This is a genomic window from Ruminococcus sp. N15.MGS-57 (assembly GCF_000980385.1).
Lineage (GTDB): Bacteria > Bacillota > Clostridia > Oscillospirales > Ruminococcaceae > Hominimerdicola > Hominimerdicola aceti.
Genome location: NZ_LARF01000002.1, coordinates 64,929 through 81,928 on the forward strand (window position 1 = coordinate 64,929; position 17,000 = coordinate 81,928).

General features: G+C 41.1%; 14 protein-coding genes and 1 pseudogene. 10 read left to right on the forward strand and 5 right to left on the reverse strand.

What is annotated here, in order from left to right:
- Positions 1–12: 12 nt before the first annotated feature.
- The 3 genes from WS40_RS00730 to WS40_RS00740 are packed head-to-tail and all read right to left on the reverse strand — an operon-like array spanning position 13 to position 3,759.
- Positions 13–1,224 carry an NADP-dependent isocitrate dehydrogenase gene (locus WS40_RS00730; protein ID WP_038671977.1) on the reverse strand — a complete coding sequence of 404 codons (1,212 nt, stop codon included), beginning with the start codon at positions 1,222–1,224 and terminating at the stop codon, positions 13–15.
- 12 nt (positions 1,225–1,236) lie between these two features.
- Positions 1,237–1,794, reverse strand: coding sequence for a DUF6630 family protein (locus WS40_RS00735; protein WP_046439333.1), 558 nt, complete (start codon positions 1,792–1,794; stop codon positions 1,237–1,239).
- 24 nt (positions 1,795–1,818) lie between these two features.
- The gene (locus WS40_RS00740) at positions 1,819–3,759 is read right to left on the reverse strand and encodes an aconitate hydratase (protein WP_022286896.1); all 1,941 of its coding nucleotides are present in this window, start codon (positions 3,757–3,759) and stop codon (positions 1,819–1,821) included.
- A gap of 235 nt (positions 3,760–3,994) precedes the next feature.
- On the opposite strand from WS40_RS00740, the gene WS40_RS00745 reads away from it, so the two are divergent.
- The 6 genes from WS40_RS00745 (at position 3,995) to argS (ending at position 9,948) form a co-directional block, all read left to right on the forward strand.
- Positions 3,995–4,984, forward strand: a complete 990-nt coding sequence (locus tag WS40_RS00745; RefSeq protein ID WP_325208343.1) for a transglutaminase domain-containing protein — start codon at positions 3,995–3,997, stop codon at positions 4,982–4,984.
- Positions 4,985–4,993: 9 nt separating this feature from the next.
- Positions 4,994–5,767, forward strand: coding sequence for a phosphoribosylformimino-5-aminoimidazole carboxamide ribotide isomerase (gene hisA, locus WS40_RS00750; RefSeq protein ID WP_046439335.1), 774 nt, complete (start codon positions 4,994–4,996; stop codon positions 5,765–5,767).
- A 127-nt stretch (positions 5,768–5,894) separates the two neighbouring features.
- Positions 5,895–6,977, forward strand: coding sequence for a D-alanine--D-alanine ligase family protein (locus tag WS40_RS00755; RefSeq protein ID WP_022286899.1), 1,083 nt, complete (start codon positions 5,895–5,897; stop codon positions 6,975–6,977).
- Positions 6,970–7,779, forward strand: coding sequence for a glutamate racemase (murI, locus tag WS40_RS00760; RefSeq protein WP_046439338.1), 810 nt, complete (start codon positions 6,970–6,972; stop codon positions 7,777–7,779). The genes WS40_RS00755 and murI overlap by 8 nt, the downstream gene beginning before the upstream one ends.
- Positions 7,780–7,794: 15 nt before the next feature.
- Entirely contained in the window at positions 7,795–8,232 is a 438-nt protein-coding gene (locus WS40_RS00765; RefSeq protein WP_022286901.1) for a DUF1934 domain-containing protein, read from the forward strand.
- Positions 8,233–8,259: 27 nt separating this feature from the next.
- Complete coding sequence (argS, locus tag WS40_RS00770; RefSeq protein ID WP_046439341.1) at positions 8,260–9,948, forward strand: arginine--tRNA ligase; 1,689 nt, start codon at positions 8,260–8,262, stop codon at positions 9,946–9,948.
- A gap of 47 nt (positions 9,949–9,995) precedes the next feature.
- On the opposite strand, the gene WS40_RS00775 is transcribed toward argS, so the two are convergent.
- Entirely contained in the window at positions 9,996–10,799 is an 804-nt protein-coding gene (locus WS40_RS00775) for a DNA-3-methyladenine glycosylase family protein (RefSeq protein ID WP_022286903.1), read from the reverse strand.
- Positions 10,800–10,927: 128 nt separating this feature from the next.
- Between WS40_RS00775 and WS40_RS00780 the strand changes: the two genes are divergently transcribed.
- The 3 genes from WS40_RS00780 to WS40_RS00795 all read left to right on the forward strand — a co-directional run bounded on the left by WS40_RS00780 (position 10,928) and on the right by WS40_RS00795 (position 15,637).
- Positions 10,928–11,611, forward strand: coding sequence for a DUF6062 family protein (locus WS40_RS00780; RefSeq protein ID WP_022286904.1), 684 nt, complete (start codon positions 10,928–10,930; stop codon positions 11,609–11,611).
- A 925-nt stretch (positions 11,612–12,536) separates the two neighbouring features.
- Positions 12,537–13,310, forward strand: a complete 774-nt coding sequence (rlmB, locus tag WS40_RS00790) for a 23S rRNA (guanosine(2251)-2'-O)-methyltransferase RlmB (RefSeq protein WP_038671989.1) — start codon at positions 12,537–12,539, stop codon at positions 13,308–13,310.
- A gap of 20 nt (positions 13,311–13,330) precedes the next feature.
- Positions 13,331–15,637, forward strand: a complete 2,307-nt coding sequence (locus tag WS40_RS00795) for a hypothetical protein (protein WP_046439345.1) — start codon at positions 13,331–13,333, stop codon at positions 15,635–15,637.
- A gap of 43 nt (positions 15,638–15,680) precedes the next feature.
- Here the strand turns inward: WS40_RS00795 and WS40_RS00800 are convergent, their stop codons facing one another.
- Entirely contained in the window at positions 15,681–16,355 is a 675-nt protein-coding gene (locus WS40_RS00800) for a uracil-DNA glycosylase (RefSeq protein WP_046439347.1), read from the reverse strand.
- A gap of 353 nt (positions 16,356–16,708) precedes the next feature.
- Here WS40_RS00800 and WS40_RS11205 point away from each other — a divergent pair.
- Positions 16,709–17,000, forward strand: a pseudogene (locus WS40_RS11205) (IS481 family transposase); the annotation flags it as partial.

Genomic DNA, 17,000 nt, shown 5'->3' on the forward strand with positions numbered 1-17,000 from the left:
TTGATATGAAAATTAACCCAGAAGCTTTTTAAGTCTCTCGTCAACAGCCTTAAGGAAGTCCACTGTATTTACTTTCTTCTTATTTTCAAGTGTAGAAAGCAGATAAAGATCACCTGTCATAACACCGTCTTCAATAGTTTCAATAGTTGCCTTTTCAAGACAATCAGCAAAATTCATAAGTTCAGGCAGGTTATCGAGTTCGCCTCTTTTTCTCAGAGCGCCTGTCCATGCGAACAGTGTGGCAACTGAGTTTGTAGAAGTTTCTTCGCCCTTGAGGTGCTTGTAATAGTGTCTCTGAACAGTGCCGTGAGCAGCCTCATATTCATAGATTCCGTCAGGTGAAACAAGAACAGAAGTCATCATAGCCAGTGAGCCATATGCTGTAGCTACCATGTCAGACATTACGTCACCGTCATAGTTCTTGCAGGCCCAGATATAACCGCCGTTTGAGCGAATAACTCTCGCAACAGCGTCGTCGATAAGAGTGTAGAAATACTCAATACCAGCCGCTTCAAACTTAGCCTTGTACTCGTTGTCGTATATCTCCTGGAAAATGTCCTTGAATGTGTGGTCATACTTCTTTGAAATAGTATCCTTTGTAGCAAACCAAACATCCTGCTTCTTATCAAGTGCAAAATTAAAGCAAGCTCTTGCGAATGAAGCGATAGAAGTTGACTTGTTGTGCTGACCCTGAATAATACCGTCGCACTCAAAGTTGTAAATTGTTTCTCTAGTTTCCTTGCCGTCCTTGTCAGTGCAAACAAGCTCTGCTTTTGAGCCAGCAGGGCATTTCATTTCAACATTCTTGTAAACATCGCCGTATGCATGACGAGCGATAGTGATAGGCTTTGTCCATGTAGGAATGTATGGAGTGATACCCTTAACAAGAATAGGAGTTCTGAAAACAGTTCCGTCAAGAATAGCCCTGATAGTGCCGTTAGGGGATTTCCACATTTCCTTGAGGTTGTATTCAGGCATTCTTGCAGCGTTCGGTGTGATAGTTGCACACTTAACAGCAACGCCGTATTTCTTTGTAGCGTTTGCAGAATCAACAGTTACCTGATCGTCGGTCTCATTTCTATGAACAAGGCCAAGATCATAGTATTCTGTTTTAAGGTCAATATATGGAGTAAGAAGAATATCCTTTATATCCTGCCAGATAATTCTGGTCATTTCGTCGCCGTCCATTTCAACGAGCGGTGTTTTCATCTGAATTTTTGCCATTGGTAAGACCTCCTATAAAGTAATAATGGAATATCCGTTGTTTTTAGCTATCGCAGATATCTTTTTGTAAACATCAAGACTTGCAATGATAAGCTCGTAGCTGTCGCTGTCAATATCTATCATACATATGCAAGCACCTTTAAGAGTGCTGTTTAACTTATGTACAAACTCCTCAGCGTCATCATCGTCATCAGCCTCAAAGTCGTCTGTATAGCTTTCAATCAAGCTGTAGTTTTTAAGCTGTGAAAGTCCCCAGAGAATATTCTCGACCTCCTCTGAATAGTCGCAAGGGAAGAGATAGCCGTTTTCTTCAAGTTCGTCTATCATACCTATCCAGCAGATATCGTCAATATCATTTGCTTCCCTGTCAGAAACAACTACGCCTCTTTGCAAATATCTTGAAGCGTTTTTCTCAGCATAAGCCCAAGGGTCATTAGCACATTCACGAAGCTTTGAAACAACTTCGCTGTCATTGTCCGTAATAAATGCGGCAATATCGGTAATAAAAGTATAGTCCTTAATTGCCGGAGTGCTGTCCTTTGTGCCGAAAAGTTTCGAGAAAATCCCCATAGGAAACCTCCATATCAGACTTTATTATTTTGAAAGCTGTTCTCTTGTGTAGTCAAGCAGACCGCCTGCAAGGATAATATCCTTTGTTCTGCCTGTAAGCTCGCAGAGAACTGGTATCTCAACACCTGTTGTCTTATTCACAACAGTAAGCTTAGACATATCAGCCTCAACGTCTGCACGAACGTCAGCAAGAACGATCTCATCACCCTGATTTATCTTGTCATAGTCAGCTTCATTTACAAATGTGAGCGGAAGGATACCTGCGTTGATAAGATTAGCTCTGTGTATTCTTGCAAAGCTCTTAACAAGAACAGCCTTTATGCCAAGATAGAGAGGAGCAAGTGCTGCGTGTTCTCTTGATGAACCCTGACCGTAGTTTGAGCCGCCAACGATTATTGACTTGCCCATGTTCTTTGCACGTCTTGGGAAGTCCTCATCACATACTGTAAAGCAGTGCTGTGAGATAGCAGGGATATTTGAACGCAATGGAAGTATCTTTGCGCCTGCAGGCATGATGTGGTCGGTTGTGATATTGTCGCCCACCTTAAGTGATACCTGACAATCAATGCTGTCATCAAGCGGTGAAGTCTGTGGGAAAGGCTTGATATTTGGTCCTCTAAGAACCTCAACGCTGTCCATATCAGCCTCGTCAGCTGGCGGAACAACCATATTGTCGTTTATCTTGAAATGTTCAGGAAGCTTGAACTCAGGCATATCTCCAAGTGTTCTTGGGTCAGTGAGGTAGCCTGTGAGAGCTGAAACAGCAGCCATTTCAGGTGATACCAGATAGATCTGACCATCCTTTGTGCCTGAACGTCCCTCGAAGTTTCTGTTGAATGTTCTAAGTGAAACACCCTTTGAGTTAGGTGACTGACCCATACCGATACATGGGCCGCAAGCGGATTCAAGTATTCTTGCGCCTGCTGCTATCATATCAGCAAGTGCGCCGTTCTCAGCGATCATGTTAAGTACCTGCTTTGAGCCTGGAGCGATTGCAAGTGAAACGCTAGGGTCAACTGTCTTGCCCTTAAGAATGTGAGCTACTTTCATCATGTCAACATAAGAAGAGTTTGTGCATGAGCCGATACAAACCTGATCTATCTTAAGCTTTCCGATCTCATTTACGCTCTTAACGTTGTCAGGAGAATGAGGACAGGCAGCCAGTGGTACGAGCTGTGAAAGATCGATATCTATCTGTTCGTCATAAACAGCGTCATCATCAGCCTTTAGCTCGCTCCATACGTCAGCTCTGTCCTGAGCCTTCAGAAATGCAAGTGTTGTTTCGTCAGAAGGGAAGATAGATGTAGTTGCACCAAGCTCAGCACCCATATTTGTGATAGTTGCTCTCTCAGGGACTGTAAGTGTCTTTACGCCCTCGCCGCAGTATTCTATAACTTTGCCTACGCCGCCCTTTACAGACATTCTTCTGAGAACTTCAAGGATAACGTCCTTAGCTGATACCCATGGAGAAAGCTTGCCTGTGAGATTTACCTTTACTATCTTAGGATATGTGATGTAATAAGCACCACCACCCATTGCAACTGCAACATCAAGTCCACCTGCACCTATAGCGATCATTCCGATACCACCGCCTGTTGGAGTGTGGCTGTCAGAGCCTATAAGGGTCTTACCTGGTATACCGAAACGCTCAAGATGTACCTGATGACAGATACCGTTTCCGGGACGTGAAAAATAAATGCCGTGCTTCTTGCAGACAGAACCGATAAATCTGTGGTCGTCGGCATTCTCAAAGCCTGACTGAAGCGTGTTGTGGTCGATATAAGCTACAGACTTTTCCGTTCTGACACGAGGAACGCCCATTGCCTCATACTCAAGATAAGCCATTGTACCTGTTGCGTCCTGAGTAAGCGTCTGGTCGATACGGATACCGATCTCCTGACCCTTAACAAATTCGCCGTCAACAAGATGTGCTTTAAGTATTTTTTCTGTTAAAGTAAGTCCCATTGTAACAACAATCCTTTCAAAAATAACTGATATTAATATTTTATAACAAATTGTGATTTTTGTCAAGGTAAATATAAACATTTGCTTGATTTTATAGCGTTTTAGTGCATATTTTTGCATGGTATACGTCAATTTACTGTATAAATTTTCATTTCTTACGATATCCTTACTTGACACGGCAAAGCGTATATTATATAATAGTTGTGTTATCAGAGAAAACAAGGCGGTGAAAAGCATGAAAGCAAAAACTGTTTTGATATTATTATCGGCGGTGATACTATGTCTGACAGGCTGTACAGAGTCACAAAAGCCCACAACAGTTGTGGATAATTCTTCTGCCGTGACTACATCATCAAGTGCTGACAGCGAAAGCGGAAATGATAAATACTATGACAGCACGCCTATATCTCAGGCTTATCTCTCAGGCAATACAGCAAATCTTGATGATAAACAGCTTGAAATATACAACAAAGCAGTTTCGACGATAAATGACCTTATCACACCTGATATGAGCGATTATGAAAAAGAGCTTGCCATACATGACTTTATAGTGCAGTGTGCAAGCTATGACGAAGCACATCTCAATGCGCTTGGTATTGGCCTGCCAAACTCTGATAATCCATATGGCTGTCTTATAAACGGAAAAGCAATATGCTCAGGCTATTCCACAACGTTTCAGCTTTTTATGGATATGCTGGAAATACCCTGCAAGACCATATACGCCACAGATTTTGAGGGCGACGATCATTCATGGAACATAGTTCAGATAGGCGGTAGTTGGTATTATGTTGATGCCTGCTGGGACGACCCTATCCCTGACTTTACGGATAGACCAGTAAGGCACAAGTATTTTAACGTCTCAAAAGAATACATGAAAACAAAACACGTCTGGGACGATACAGAGCTTCCTGATACAGATAGTACAAAGTTCAGCTATATTACGCAGACAGTTACGCATATAAACTCAGTAAATGAGATAGAAAGCCTTATGGAAAAGGCTTTGGATAATATGCAGGACAGCGTGGCGGTAACGTCAGATATGAGTGATTTTCAATTCAGTGAAACTGACCAGATAGACACGAACTTCAATGAGGAAAATATCAAAGGGCTTAGCAAAGTTTTTGACAGCTTCTGCGAAAAGCATACAGATCATCAAGTATACTGTCAACGCGTCCAAAACGGAAATGATATAGTTTTGGTGATATACATGAGAAAATTCAGATAGGAGAGAGCAATGAAATTCAGACCTTGCATAGATATCCATAACGGTAATGTAAAACAGATAGTGGGCGGAAGCCTTTCTGACAAAAACAATTATGCTGTGGATAACTTCGTTTCAGAATATGACGGTGCATATTATGGCAAGCTTTATAAGTCATACGGACTGACAGGAGGACATATTATTATACTGAACCCTGTCGGCAGCGAATTTTACAACGCAGACCTCGAACAAGCCTACAGTGCATTATCCGCATTTGAGGGCGGATTGCAGATAGGCGGCGGAATAAATGATGAAAACGCCGCACAATTTCTTGAAAAGGGCGCAAGTCATGTTATCGTGACGAGCTTTGTTTTCAAAAACGGTGTTGTTAATTTCGATAATCTGAACAGACTGGTGAAGTCCGTTGGCAAAAGCAGACTTGTTCTTGACCTTTCCTGCCGCAAAAGGGACGGAAAGTATTATGTTGTGACCGATCGTTGGCAGAAGTTCACTGACATCGAAATGAACAGGCAGACCCTAGAAATGTTCTCAGAATACTGCGATGAGTTTCTTATCCATGCTGTTGACACAGAGGGCAAAGCAAAGGGCATTGAGCCGCAGATAGCAAAGATAATGGGAGAATACTGCACCATTCCATCGACCTATGCCGGAGGAATTTCGTCATTTGACGACCTCGATACGCTAAAAAAACTCGGAAAAGGGAAGATAGACTTCACTATTGGCTCTGCCCTTGACATTTTCGGTGGAAATATGAACTTTGAAAAAGTCGCTGCCTACGGCAAATAGCCACGCCTTATGCAATAAACACAATATTTATAGCTGTTTGCTGCATATTTTGGCACAAAAAAGATTTGCAATTTAAGTCTAAATATGTTATAATATTATGATACTAATTCAGAAAGGACGAATTTTTATGTCTAAGATCCGAGTTGCCGTTATTTTCGGCGGAAAATCAAACGAGCACGACGTATCTGTTGTTTCTGCAACTCACGTTATAAAGAGTATACCAAAGGACAAATATGATGTTATTTGTATCGGAATAACAAAAAAAGGTCACTGGATGAAATATATAGGAGATGTTGACGATATTGCGTCAAACAAATGGGAACAGCACCCTGATAATGTTCCATGCGTTCTCAGCCCTGACCCTCTTCACAAGGGCTTTATCGCTCTTGGCGAAAACGGCGAATATCAGAATGTAAAAGTTGACGTTATTTTCCCAGTCCTTCACGGAAAGAACGGTGAAGACGGCACTATTCAGGGGCTTTTTCAGCTTGCTGAGATACCATTTGTAGGCTGTGACTGCATATCCTCTGCAAACTGCATGGATAAGGGACTTACACACACTGTTCTTGACGCAAACGGCATAAAGACAGCAAAGTGGGTAGGCATTATAACCTCAGAGCTTTCACATCTTGACAAAAAGTGTGACGAAATGGAAAGCAAGCTTGGCTATCCTATGTTCGTCAAGCCTGCAAACTGCGGTTCTTCAGTAGGAGTTTCAAAGGCTAAAAACAGAGACGAGCTTAAATCTGCTATCAAGCTTGCATTTGCTCATGACAGCAAGGTCATTGTAGAAGAAACTATAGTTGGCATGGAGTGCGAGTGTGCAGTAATGGGCAATGACGAGCCTTTTGCTTCAACTGTCGGTGAAGTATGCTCCGCAAATGACGAGTTTTACGATTTTGACGCAAAATATAATGACGCCGCTTCCAAAACGCTTATCCCTGCAAGAATGAGCGAGGAGAGCATTGAAGAAATAAGAAAGACGGCTGTCAAGGCATACAGAGCAATGGGCTGCAGCGGACTTTCAAGAGTAGACTTCTTCCTTATGAAAGACGGCACTGTTATTCTTAACGAGATAAATACTCTCCCAGGTCACACGCCTATAAGTATGTATCCACAGCTTATGCAGTACGAGGGAATGACCCCTGCACAGCAGGAAGATAAGCTTATCAAACTGGCACTTGATAAGGCGGAGGTTGATTATGAATAACGCCGCCATTGGAGTTTTCGACTCAGGAGTTGGCGGGCTTACCTGTGTGAAGGAGCTTATAAAGCTTCTGCCAAATGAAAATATCGTTTATCTTGGCGACACGGCAAGAGTGCCATACGGCTCAAAAAGCAGAGAGACTATAATGAGCTATGCCAGACAGGATATAGAGTTTCTTAAACAGCATAACGTTAAAATGATACTCGTTGCTTGCGGTACAGTTTCTTCTGTATTGCCTGCAATGGATATAAAGTCAGATATCTCCATAAGCGGAGTTGTTGAGCCTGCTGTAAAGGCTGCCTGCTCTGCTACAAAGAATAACAGGATAGGCGTTATAGCCACAAGTGCGACCATAAAGAGCGGCATTTACGGCAAAGCTATAAGAAGCATTAACCCTAACATTAAGGTGGTCGGCAAGGCTTGTCCTATGTTCGTGCCACTGGTAGAGAATGGCTATACTGCCCCTGACTGCGTGCCTGCAAGATATATCGCACAGGAGTATCTTGAAATAATGAAAAAAGAAAACGTTGATACGCTTATTCTCGGCTGTACTCACTATCCACACCTCACTGAACTAATTTCAGATATAATGGGCAAGGGCGTAACACTTGTTTCATCAGGTGCAGAGCTTGCGAAATATGCACTCAACTCCCTTTCATACAGCGATGATACGGCTGAAAGAGAAGAGCGTGAGAGCCTTGAGCTTTACTGTACCGACAGCGTTGAGCTGTTTTCTGAGAATGTTGAACGTTTTCTCGGAAACAATATTAATGCACAAATATCAAAATGCAGCCTAAAGCTGTAAACTGGAGGATTTTATTTGACCAGCAAGGAAGTATCAATAAAACTTGTTAGCCGTCAAAGCGACGGTAATACAAAAGAAGAAACAGAGCTTATCTCAGCAGGACTTTATGAAGCAACCGAAAAAGGATATCGCATATCGTATGAGGAGTCTGAGGCAACAGGATTTGAAGGAAGCGTTACAACGCTAGAAACCGAAGGCTGCCGCAAGGTGACTATGAACAGAACCGGAACGGTTGAAGCGAATCTTGTTGTTGATATAGGCGAAAAGCAGCATTGCGTTTATGGCACTCCATACGGTGATTTTATGATAGGCATAACCGCTAAAACCATAAGATCAGATCTTGACGAAAACGGTGGAATGCTTTTCTTTCACTATGTTTTAGATGTCAATTCAAGCTATATCGGTGATTTTGAGATAGCTATAGAAGTAAAAGCGGCAAATGTTGTCGCATAATTATATTTGGAAGGACGGAAAAATAATATGACTAATCTCATAAGCGACGCATTTATTCAGGCTAAGGAGCTTGTAATGAAGGCTATGGGCGAGCTTGTTGCAGACGGAACTTTTCCAGCAGAGCCTGTTCCTGCATTTAATACGGAGATACCTGCCGACTCAAAAAACGGTGACGTTTCCACTAATGCCGCAATGGTATGTGCAAGACCTTTCAGAAACAATCCAAGAAAAATAGCAGAAGCTATCGTATCAAAGATAGACCTTAACGGCTCATACTTTGCAAGATGTGAAGTGGCAGGTCCTGGGTTCATCAACTTTTTCTATTCTACTGAATGGTATGCAACTGTAGTTGCCACTGTTTTGGAGCAGAAAGAGAAATACGGTGAAACTGACCTTGGCGCAGGGAAGAGCGTTCTTGTGGAATTTGTTTCTGCAAATCCAACAGGTCCTATGCACATTGGCAATGCAAGAGGCGGAGCTATAGGCGATTGTCTTGCCTCAGTTCTCGAAAAGGCTGGCTATGAGGTAGCAAGAGAGTTCTATATCAATGACGCAGGCAATCAGATAGAGAAGTTCAAGACTTCACTCGAAGTTAGATATCTTCAGATATACAAGCCTGAAACTGAGCTTCCTGAGGACGCTTATCAGGGTCAGGACATAATCGACCATGCAAACGCATTCAATGAGATATACGGCGACAAGTATGTGAACGCTGACAGTGAAGAACGCCGTCAGGCACTTTGCGATTTTGCTTTGCCAAAGAACATTCAGAAGCTTCACGACGATCTTGGCAAATATAGAATACAGTATGACAAGTGGTTCAACGAAAGCACACTTCATAAGGACGGCTCAGTTCAGAGAGTTATCGAACAGCTCAAAGCAAGCGGTCATACCTATGAAAAAGACGGTGCCCTTTGGTTTAAAACAACAGAGTTCGGTGACGAAAAGGATAGAGTTCTCGTTCGTGAAAACGGTGTGCCAACATATCTTGTGCCTGATATCGCATATCACTACAACAAGCTTGCAGTAAGAAAATTCGATAAGGCTGTAGATATTTTCGGTGCGGACCACCACGGATATATAGCTCGTATTAAAGCTTCTATGACAGCACTTGGCGTTGACGCTGACAGACTTGACATTGTTATCATGCAAATGGTAAACCTTGTCCGTAACGGCGAAAAGTATAAGCTTTCCAAGCGTTCAGGCAAAGCTATCACTCTGTCAACTCTTCTTGACGAAATACCGATAGACGCAGCAAGATTTTTCTTCAATCTCCGTGAGCCTAATTCTCATTTTGATTTTGACCTTGACCTTGCCGTATCTCAGACAAGCCAGAACCCAGTTTACTATGTACAGTATGCACACGCAAGAATTTGTTCTGTCCTTAAAAAGATGAACGAAGAGGGCATTGAAGTTAAGAGCCTCGACAAGGCGGCTCTCAGCGTCCTCACAGCGCCTGAGGAGCAGGAGATGATAAAACACCTTGCTACTCTGCCAAACGTTATAAACGAGGCTGCAAAGGCTTATGACCCAGCTAAGGTAACAAAGTATGTTATAGACCTTGCTACAATGTATCACAAGTTCTATAACAACTGCCGTATCATGGGAGAAAACGAGAGCGTTATGCAGGCAAGACTTTCACTTTCACTTGCAGTTAAGCAGGTAATAAAGAATATTCTTGATATGCTCAAGATAACTTGCCCAGAGTCTATGTAATAAAATATCAGACCCGACCGTGGAAAACTCTACGATCGGGTCTTTTGTTATTTCTGGGTATTTCTTATGTAGTGGAATAGATATTGCTGTGCAATGCCCTCGACACCCTTCACACAAGAGGGAAGTCCGTTCGGATACCACTGTGCAAGCACTCGCTTCACCCACACGTCTTTTGGGAAGGCGTCCGTTTTGTAAAAGCCGAAAAGCAGTGTACAATCAGCAACTTTCGGACCAACGCCCTTGATCTTCATAAGCTCGTTTCGTGCATCGTCAAGGGGCATTTCTTTTATATTTTGGTAGTCTATCTCACCGCTCAAAACCTTTTCAATGGCGTCAACAAGATATTTTGCTCTGAACCCTGAACGCAGATATGCAAGGCTGTCTATAGTTTCATCTGCCATATCTTCTGCAGAAGGGTAGCCGCTATAATGCTCACACAAACGTCCTATAATGCCCTTTATCCTTGGGATATTGTTATTCTGACTTATTATAAAGGAAGATAACGCCTCCCAACTGTCCTGCCTGAGTATTCTTATGCCGCCTGCAAATGAGCAGGCTTTTGACAGAGTTTCGTTCTCAGAGAAGCGGCGTTTAAGCTCCCCGTAATCAGTATTCAGGTCAAAATAATCGATCCAAATGTTTTCAAAGTTCTGCACAGTAGTGTCATGAAACCTAAACACGCCATTTTCGGGTTCCTCACTTATGGTAAGTTTGTTGTTAAGGAAAGCTCCGCTGTAAGTTTTTTTATCTATCTTCTCCCAGCGAAAAGCCTGTCCGCAATCAAGTGTATCATCTAGTCCAAAATCAGGCTGTTTCAGCAAAATGTCACTGCCGCTTTGTGTATAATCCATAAAATTCAGCTCCTATTTATCATAAAATCATCGAATCTACTTGCAAAATTCTACAAAAAATATTATACTATAAATATTAGTATTTTTCAAGCGGATAAAATAAACATATCTAAGAAAGGATAGATCATATGAGAGAAAGCATTCTGACAATACCTGTCACAGATATATTTGAGCCGAAATGCGGCTGTCCAATATGCCGCCTGCGTGATACGTTGGAGCAGAGAACTGTTGAGTACATAATGGGAGCGGCTATGATGGAGCCAGACGTGCGTATGGAGACCAATAAGCTCGGTTTCTGCAAAACACATTTTGAACAGATGAGAGCCTGCAAAAATAGATTGTCACTTGCGCTTATGCTTCAATCACATTTGCAGGATATGCAAAAGCATATTTTCACACGAAAGAAAATGTTCGAGGGCAAGACAGCAAAGCAAAAGAAAGTCAGCGCAGTTAATAACGAATGTTTTGTATGCAGCAAGGTGGATTGGGGAATGTCAAGGATACTCGTTACGCTGTTTGAGATGTATGTTCAACAGCGTGATTTCAGAGATCTTTTTGCTCAGCAGGAAATGCTTTGTCTGCCGCACTATGACCTTTTAGTGTCTATGTGTACTGAAAGTATGGATAAGAAATATCAGAAGCAGTTTATTGACGCTTGCGGCGAGCTGACAAGCAAATATCTTGACACTCTTGAAGCGGACGTATCACACTACTGCAAGATGTATGACTACCGTAACACAGGAGCAAATGCCGATTGGGGAAACTCAAAAGACTCCATAGAGCGTGCTATAAAATTTCTTACCACAAGATAAGAAATTTTCGTTACTTTTCGTTACAATGGTTACAGCTTAGATTTTATGCAGAAGATTGTAAAAGTACAATTATATGTACAGAAGATCAGCTTATATCATTTAATAGGTCATTGTTCTTTGAACAGGTCATTTTTTTGTACTTTGGATCTAGCATTGTAAATTTATTCTCAAACAAATTCAAAAATTATGTAAAGTGCGGTCATTCCGCTGCTAACAAATAACCTTCAACAGACAAGTTTGTGTGTTAATATATTCGTAACATTCTCGTGTGTATTTGTTCCCAAAAGTTAGCGTTTTTTCGCTTAAATGGTCGATTTTCGTTATAATATGAAGTTTTCAACAGCCTGCAAATACCGATAAAACCATGAGTTTTCAACGTTTTCAACATGGTTTTCAACAGAAAATGCCCCTACGAATGTTGAAAACTTTTCATATTCAACATTTTTGCGTTGAAATGTTGAATATTGCACTTTTTAAATGCCAACAATCAGTAATATAATCAAGTAATTGGTATTTAGAGGAGTTGACTGTAATGCTCAAAGGAATTAATAAACAAATCATCGAAATAAAGTGTACAGAAAATGAATGTTTTGATAAGATTCTATTATTTGTAAACGCAAACAAAAAACATCTACAACCTGATATTTTAAGAAAAAATGCTGTTGATATCGCAAGTGCGATAACGGGGGACAAAATGTTTTCGACCAACAGAAAATTCAACTCTGTGGCTGTGATATCAACTATAATGGGTGTGGCAATGCTTGTTCTGCTGCTTATCGCATTGTGTATGTGATAAGCATAAATATCATTGATAAAATTTGTGTAAATCGTCGAAAGTCTGTATAAAAAGCCTGTTTACTATTGGCATTATGTTTTTTTTGTGGTATAATTACGAGTAGTATATTTTTTTGAAAAGGAAAATTCAATGAGTAATTATCAAGATAAAAATAATAATTTAGACGAAGAAAATGAACTGCAGCTTATAATTGGCAGAAACCCTGTTATTGAGGCTTTAAAAGCAAATAAGCTGATCGACACTATCTATATTAACCCTGAGGCTAAAGGCTCTATAACACTTATCTGTAGACTTGCAAAGGAAAAAGGCATAAATGTCAAGCGTGTTACCGAAACAAAACTCAACAATATGAGCAGGGGAGCTTCACATCAGGGTGTTATTGCTATGGGTGCGTGTGCGGAGTATGTGTCTCCGGAGGATATTCTCAGCATCGCAAATGAAAAGGGAGAGGATCCTTTCATTATCATTTGCGATGAGATAGAAGATCCGCACAATCTTGGTGCAATAATCAGAACGGCTGAGGCGGCAGGTGCTCACGGCGTTATCATTCCAAAGAGAAGAAGTGCATCATTGAACGCAACTGTTTTCAAAACGTCCGCAGGTGCAGCAAGCTGGTTGCCTGTTGCAAGAGTTTCAAATCTTGCAGCAACTATTGATATGCTTAAAGAAAACGGTGTGTGGATATATGGAACTGACGGCGAGGGACAGAGCTATACTGAAGTTAAGCTAACTGGTCCTATAGGGCTGATAGTCGGCTCTGAGGGCTTCGGCATGGGACGTTTAATAAAAGATAAATGTGATTTTTTGCTTAGTTTGCCTATGGCAGGCAAAGTCAATTCTTTGAATGCTTCCGTTGCGGCGGGCATTTTTATGTATGAAGCCGTAAGACAGAGAAATCTATAAGGAACAGGGAGGTTAAAGCTTTGGCTGATAAATTCTCAATAGACGATATAATTTCAGAATACAGCGAAAAAGTTGAAAAAGATTTAAAAACTGACGAGTCACAGGAAAACGATGAAATTTTAAATGAAGATACTAATGAAGATACTAATATTGATGAGAGTATTGAAAAAGATAATGATACCAGTGATATAGACAGTGACGACTATGATCCAATAAAAGCAACAGATTTTGATGATGAATTGGCGTCAGATCATACGAATGAGAAAAAACGTAACGAGGAAAATGCTGCACTTATAAATAATCTCACCAAACATAAAAAAGGCAAGGCTGCAAAGCAGAGCATTCCGCCTGTGAACAGGGCAAGCCTTAAAGATATCAAAATGGGACTGACGGGAAAAATAATCCCGAAAACAGAGGAGTTTGACAAGGCACTTATCCCTGATGACGCCACCTATGAGGAAAAATCCTCTATATTGTCACAGCACAGAAAGAAGAAAGTTGACAGCTTTGTTCTTAAAACTGACGAGCAGGAAAGCGAGCCTGACAGTGATGATACAAACGATAAAGACAAGGCAGGGCAGATGGAATTTAAGAAGTTTGATGACGCCGAAAAGGTCTTTGGCTCTATCCGTCATGTGAAGAGCAACCTTGTTCTAAGGCTTTGTGTACTTCTGTTTACGGGTATTTTCAGCACATTCATCACGGTTGCAAATGACCTGGAACTGCCTCTTATAAAGACATTTGACAGAACGATAACCCCTGCGGCATATCTGTTTACAAACACTATTTTGGGCCTTATTTCTATAGCAGTGTGCTATAACGTGCTTCTTGCAGGAATGAAAAGCCTATTTAAAAAAGAGGCAGATAATGATACAATAGCAGCGATAGGTATTTTTATTACAGTCATTGCAGGAATAATAAATCTATTTGATCCTGAGTCTATTCGTGACAGTGTTTACCATGTTTACATATCCGTTGCAATCGTGGGTCTGATATTCAATACTCTTGGAAAACTTATGGTGGTAAAACGTACTGAGCGTAATTTTAGGTACGTTGCAGGAGATTTTGAGAGATATGCAGTTACATCCGTTGAAGATGAGGAAATAGCAGAAAACTTCACAAGAGGTGCTGTTGCAGAGCCAAAGATAGCAGCTATGCGCAAAACCGAGTTTGTGGACGATTTTATGAAGAACAGCTACACTTCTGATATCTCAGATGAGTATTCAAAGAAAATAAGCCCTTATATCCTCATTGCAGGCGTTGTTATAGCACTTTTGTCACTTATATTTGATAAGGGTGCGTCAAACATGAAAGAACGTTTGTTTATAGCACTTGCGGCTTTCTCAGGCACTGTTACCATGTGTTCTTCGTTTGCGGTAATGCTTATAGTAAATGTACCTTTGGCAAGAGCTACAAAGAAGTATTTGCAGTATTCAGCGGTAATGCTGGGATATTCTTCTGTTGATGAATTTGCTGACACAAATTCACTTCTTGTTGACGCTGAACAGCTTTTCCCTAAAGGAAGCATTGAGCTTGCAAACCTTAAGCTTCTCTCAGCTATTTCTATTGAAGACTGCATTTTAATGGCGGCAAGCCTTAGCTGTCAATCGGGAAGTGTTCTTAAGTCTACATTCTACAAAATGCTCAGAGGCAAGACTGAGTTGCTTTATCCTGTTGAAAGCTACATTTATGAGGACGGTCTTGGACTTTCGGGCTGGATAGAAAACAAACGTGTACTTCTTGGTACAAGAGAGCTTATGGAAAACCACTCTATTGACGGTCTGCCGTCAGAAGCAAAAGAGAAGGAGTATACAAATGGGAATGTTGCTGTATATCTTTCTATTTCTGGAATAACAGCAGCAATGTTCGTTATTCAGGTATCGCCTAATCTGTCCGTTACACGTTGGCTTCAGGAGCTTGAACTTGAAGGTATCACAACAGTAATAAGAACAGTTGACGGCTTTCTTTCACAGCGTTTTCTCTCAGATCTCTTTGATATTGAAAGCGACAGCGTTAAGCTTCTCAGTTTCAGATATCACAAGGATTACGAAAGCGAAACCGAGTACGTTCCACGTCAGGCTTCATCAATGCTTTGCAGCGGACATTTTCCGTCATTTGCAATGCTTGTGATAGGCGCAAAAAGGCTCAAATTTACCGCAGAACTTGGTGCGTCAGTGATGTATGGTGCAACGATACTTGCGGCGCTCATAGCCCTTATAATGATGCTAGCAGGTTCATTTGTTCAGCTTACTCCAACGCTAGTTATCGTCTACAACCTCATTGTAATGGGCGTAGCGTTGCTTATACAGCACATCAAAAAACTATAAAAATAAAACCTCGGCCTGTAGTGATACAAACCGAGGTTATTTTTTACTTATTGCTTATTGTCCAATCTATTGGCTGAATATTGTTACTTACAAGGAAATCGTTAACCTTAGAAAAATGTCTGCATCCGAAAAAACCATTATACGCAGACAATGGAGATGGATGAGCTGCCTTGAATACTGCATGAATAGGGTTAGTTATCAGTGGTGCCTTAGCCTTAGCATTGCCACCCCAGAGGATAAACGCAGTAGGCACATTACGCTCATTAAGCTTTTTTATTACAGCGTCAGTAAGCTGCTCCCAGCCTTTACCCTTATGAGAATTAGGCTGACCCTGACGAACAGTAAGAACAGTGTTCATCATCAGCACGCCCTGCTTAGCCCAATCGGTAAGCTCGCCATTATTAGGGAAAGAGATACCAAGATCAGCATTAAGTTCTTTAAAAATATTCTGCAAAGACGGTGGTGGATTAACACCAGCTTTAACGGAAAAACAAAGACCATGAGCCTGTCCCGGACCATGGTAAGGATCCTGTCCAATGATAACAGCCTTGACATTTTCATAAGGCGTGTACTTCAATGAATTGAAGATATCATGCATATCAGGATAAACAGTGAAGTGTGAATATTCGTATTTCAAAAATTCACGGAGTTTCAAATAATATTCCTTTTTAAACTCATCAGCCAGAATATCGTCCCAGCTATTTCCGATATGCACCATTATACAGCACTAATGACAGTTCCGACGATCAGACCGAGTATAAGTGCGGCAACCAAAGCGAGAACGAGTATTCTCATGACCATAGGTTTCTTGTCGTTCATTAACTATCGTTCCTTTCATAAAATATATTACTATAATTTTATCATATTTTCGCTGTAAAATCAACTGTTTGGAGGAAATTTATAAAATAATTTGTGTAGTGCTACAATAGATATTGGACAAAATTAAGAAAAAAGAAAAGAGAGATAGGCAAAAATCTGATAAAATAAAGTTACCACACAAATACAAATCAGAAAGGAAGCCTATCTCTCATGAATAGTATAACACAAGATATGAAGTTTCGTCAATCCTTAATGAATTACGCAAAGAAATATGGAGTGAGCCGAGCGAGCAGAAAATACAATAAATCACGTTCATATATATATTTCTGGCTGAAACGCTGGGACGGAAGTGTGGAGTCCCTTGCAGTTAAATCACGCCGACCGCATCATCATCCCAATGAGCATACCAAGGAAGAAATAGATCTTATCAAAAGGTATCACAAACGGAACCCGACACTTGAGCTTCCCGAACTATGGCATCGTCTCAGGAAACAAGGGTATACACGCTGTCTTGAAAGTCTTTACAGGGTTATGAAAAAACTAG

Excerpts from the sequence above, each read along its gene's own strand:
- WS40_RS00730 (WP_038671977.1), bottom strand. The coding sequence starts at position 1,224 with ATGGCAAAAATTCAGATGAAAACACCGCTCGTTGAAATGGACGGCGAC.
- murI (WP_046439338.1), top strand. The coding sequence starts at position 6,970 with ATGAATAACGCCGCCATTGGAGTTTTCGACTCAGGAGTTGGCGGGCTT.
- rlmB (WP_038671989.1), top strand. The coding sequence starts at position 12,537 with ATGAGTAATTATCAAGATAAAAATAATAATTTAGACGAAGAAAATGAA.
- WS40_RS00780 (WP_022286904.1), top strand. The coding sequence starts at position 10,928 with ATGAGAGAAAGCATTCTGACAATACCTGTCACAGATATATTTGAGCCG.
- WS40_RS00735 (WP_046439333.1), bottom strand. The coding sequence starts at position 1,794 with ATGGGGATTTTCTCGAAACTTTTCGGCACAAAGGACAGCACTCCGGCA.
- hisA (WP_046439335.1), top strand. The coding sequence starts at position 4,994 with ATGAAATTCAGACCTTGCATAGATATCCATAACGGTAATGTAAAACAG.
- WS40_RS00800 (WP_046439347.1), bottom strand. The coding sequence starts at position 16,355 with ATGGTGCATATCGGAAATAGCTGGGACGATATTCTGGCTGATGAGTTT.
- argS (WP_046439341.1), top strand. The coding sequence starts at position 8,260 with ATGACTAATCTCATAAGCGACGCATTTATTCAGGCTAAGGAGCTTGTA.
- WS40_RS00740 (WP_022286896.1), bottom strand. The coding sequence starts at position 3,759 with ATGGGACTTACTTTAACAGAAAAAATACTTAAAGCACATCTTGTTGAC.
- WS40_RS00775 (WP_022286903.1), bottom strand. The coding sequence starts at position 10,799 with ATGGATTATACACAAAGCGGCAGTGACATTTTGCTGAAACAGCCTGAT.
- WS40_RS00745 (WP_325208343.1), top strand. The coding sequence starts at position 3,995 with ATGAAAGCAAAAACTGTTTTGATATTATTATCGGCGGTGATACTATGT.
- WS40_RS00755 (WP_022286899.1), top strand. The coding sequence starts at position 5,895 with ATGTCTAAGATCCGAGTTGCCGTTATTTTCGGCGGAAAATCAAACGAG.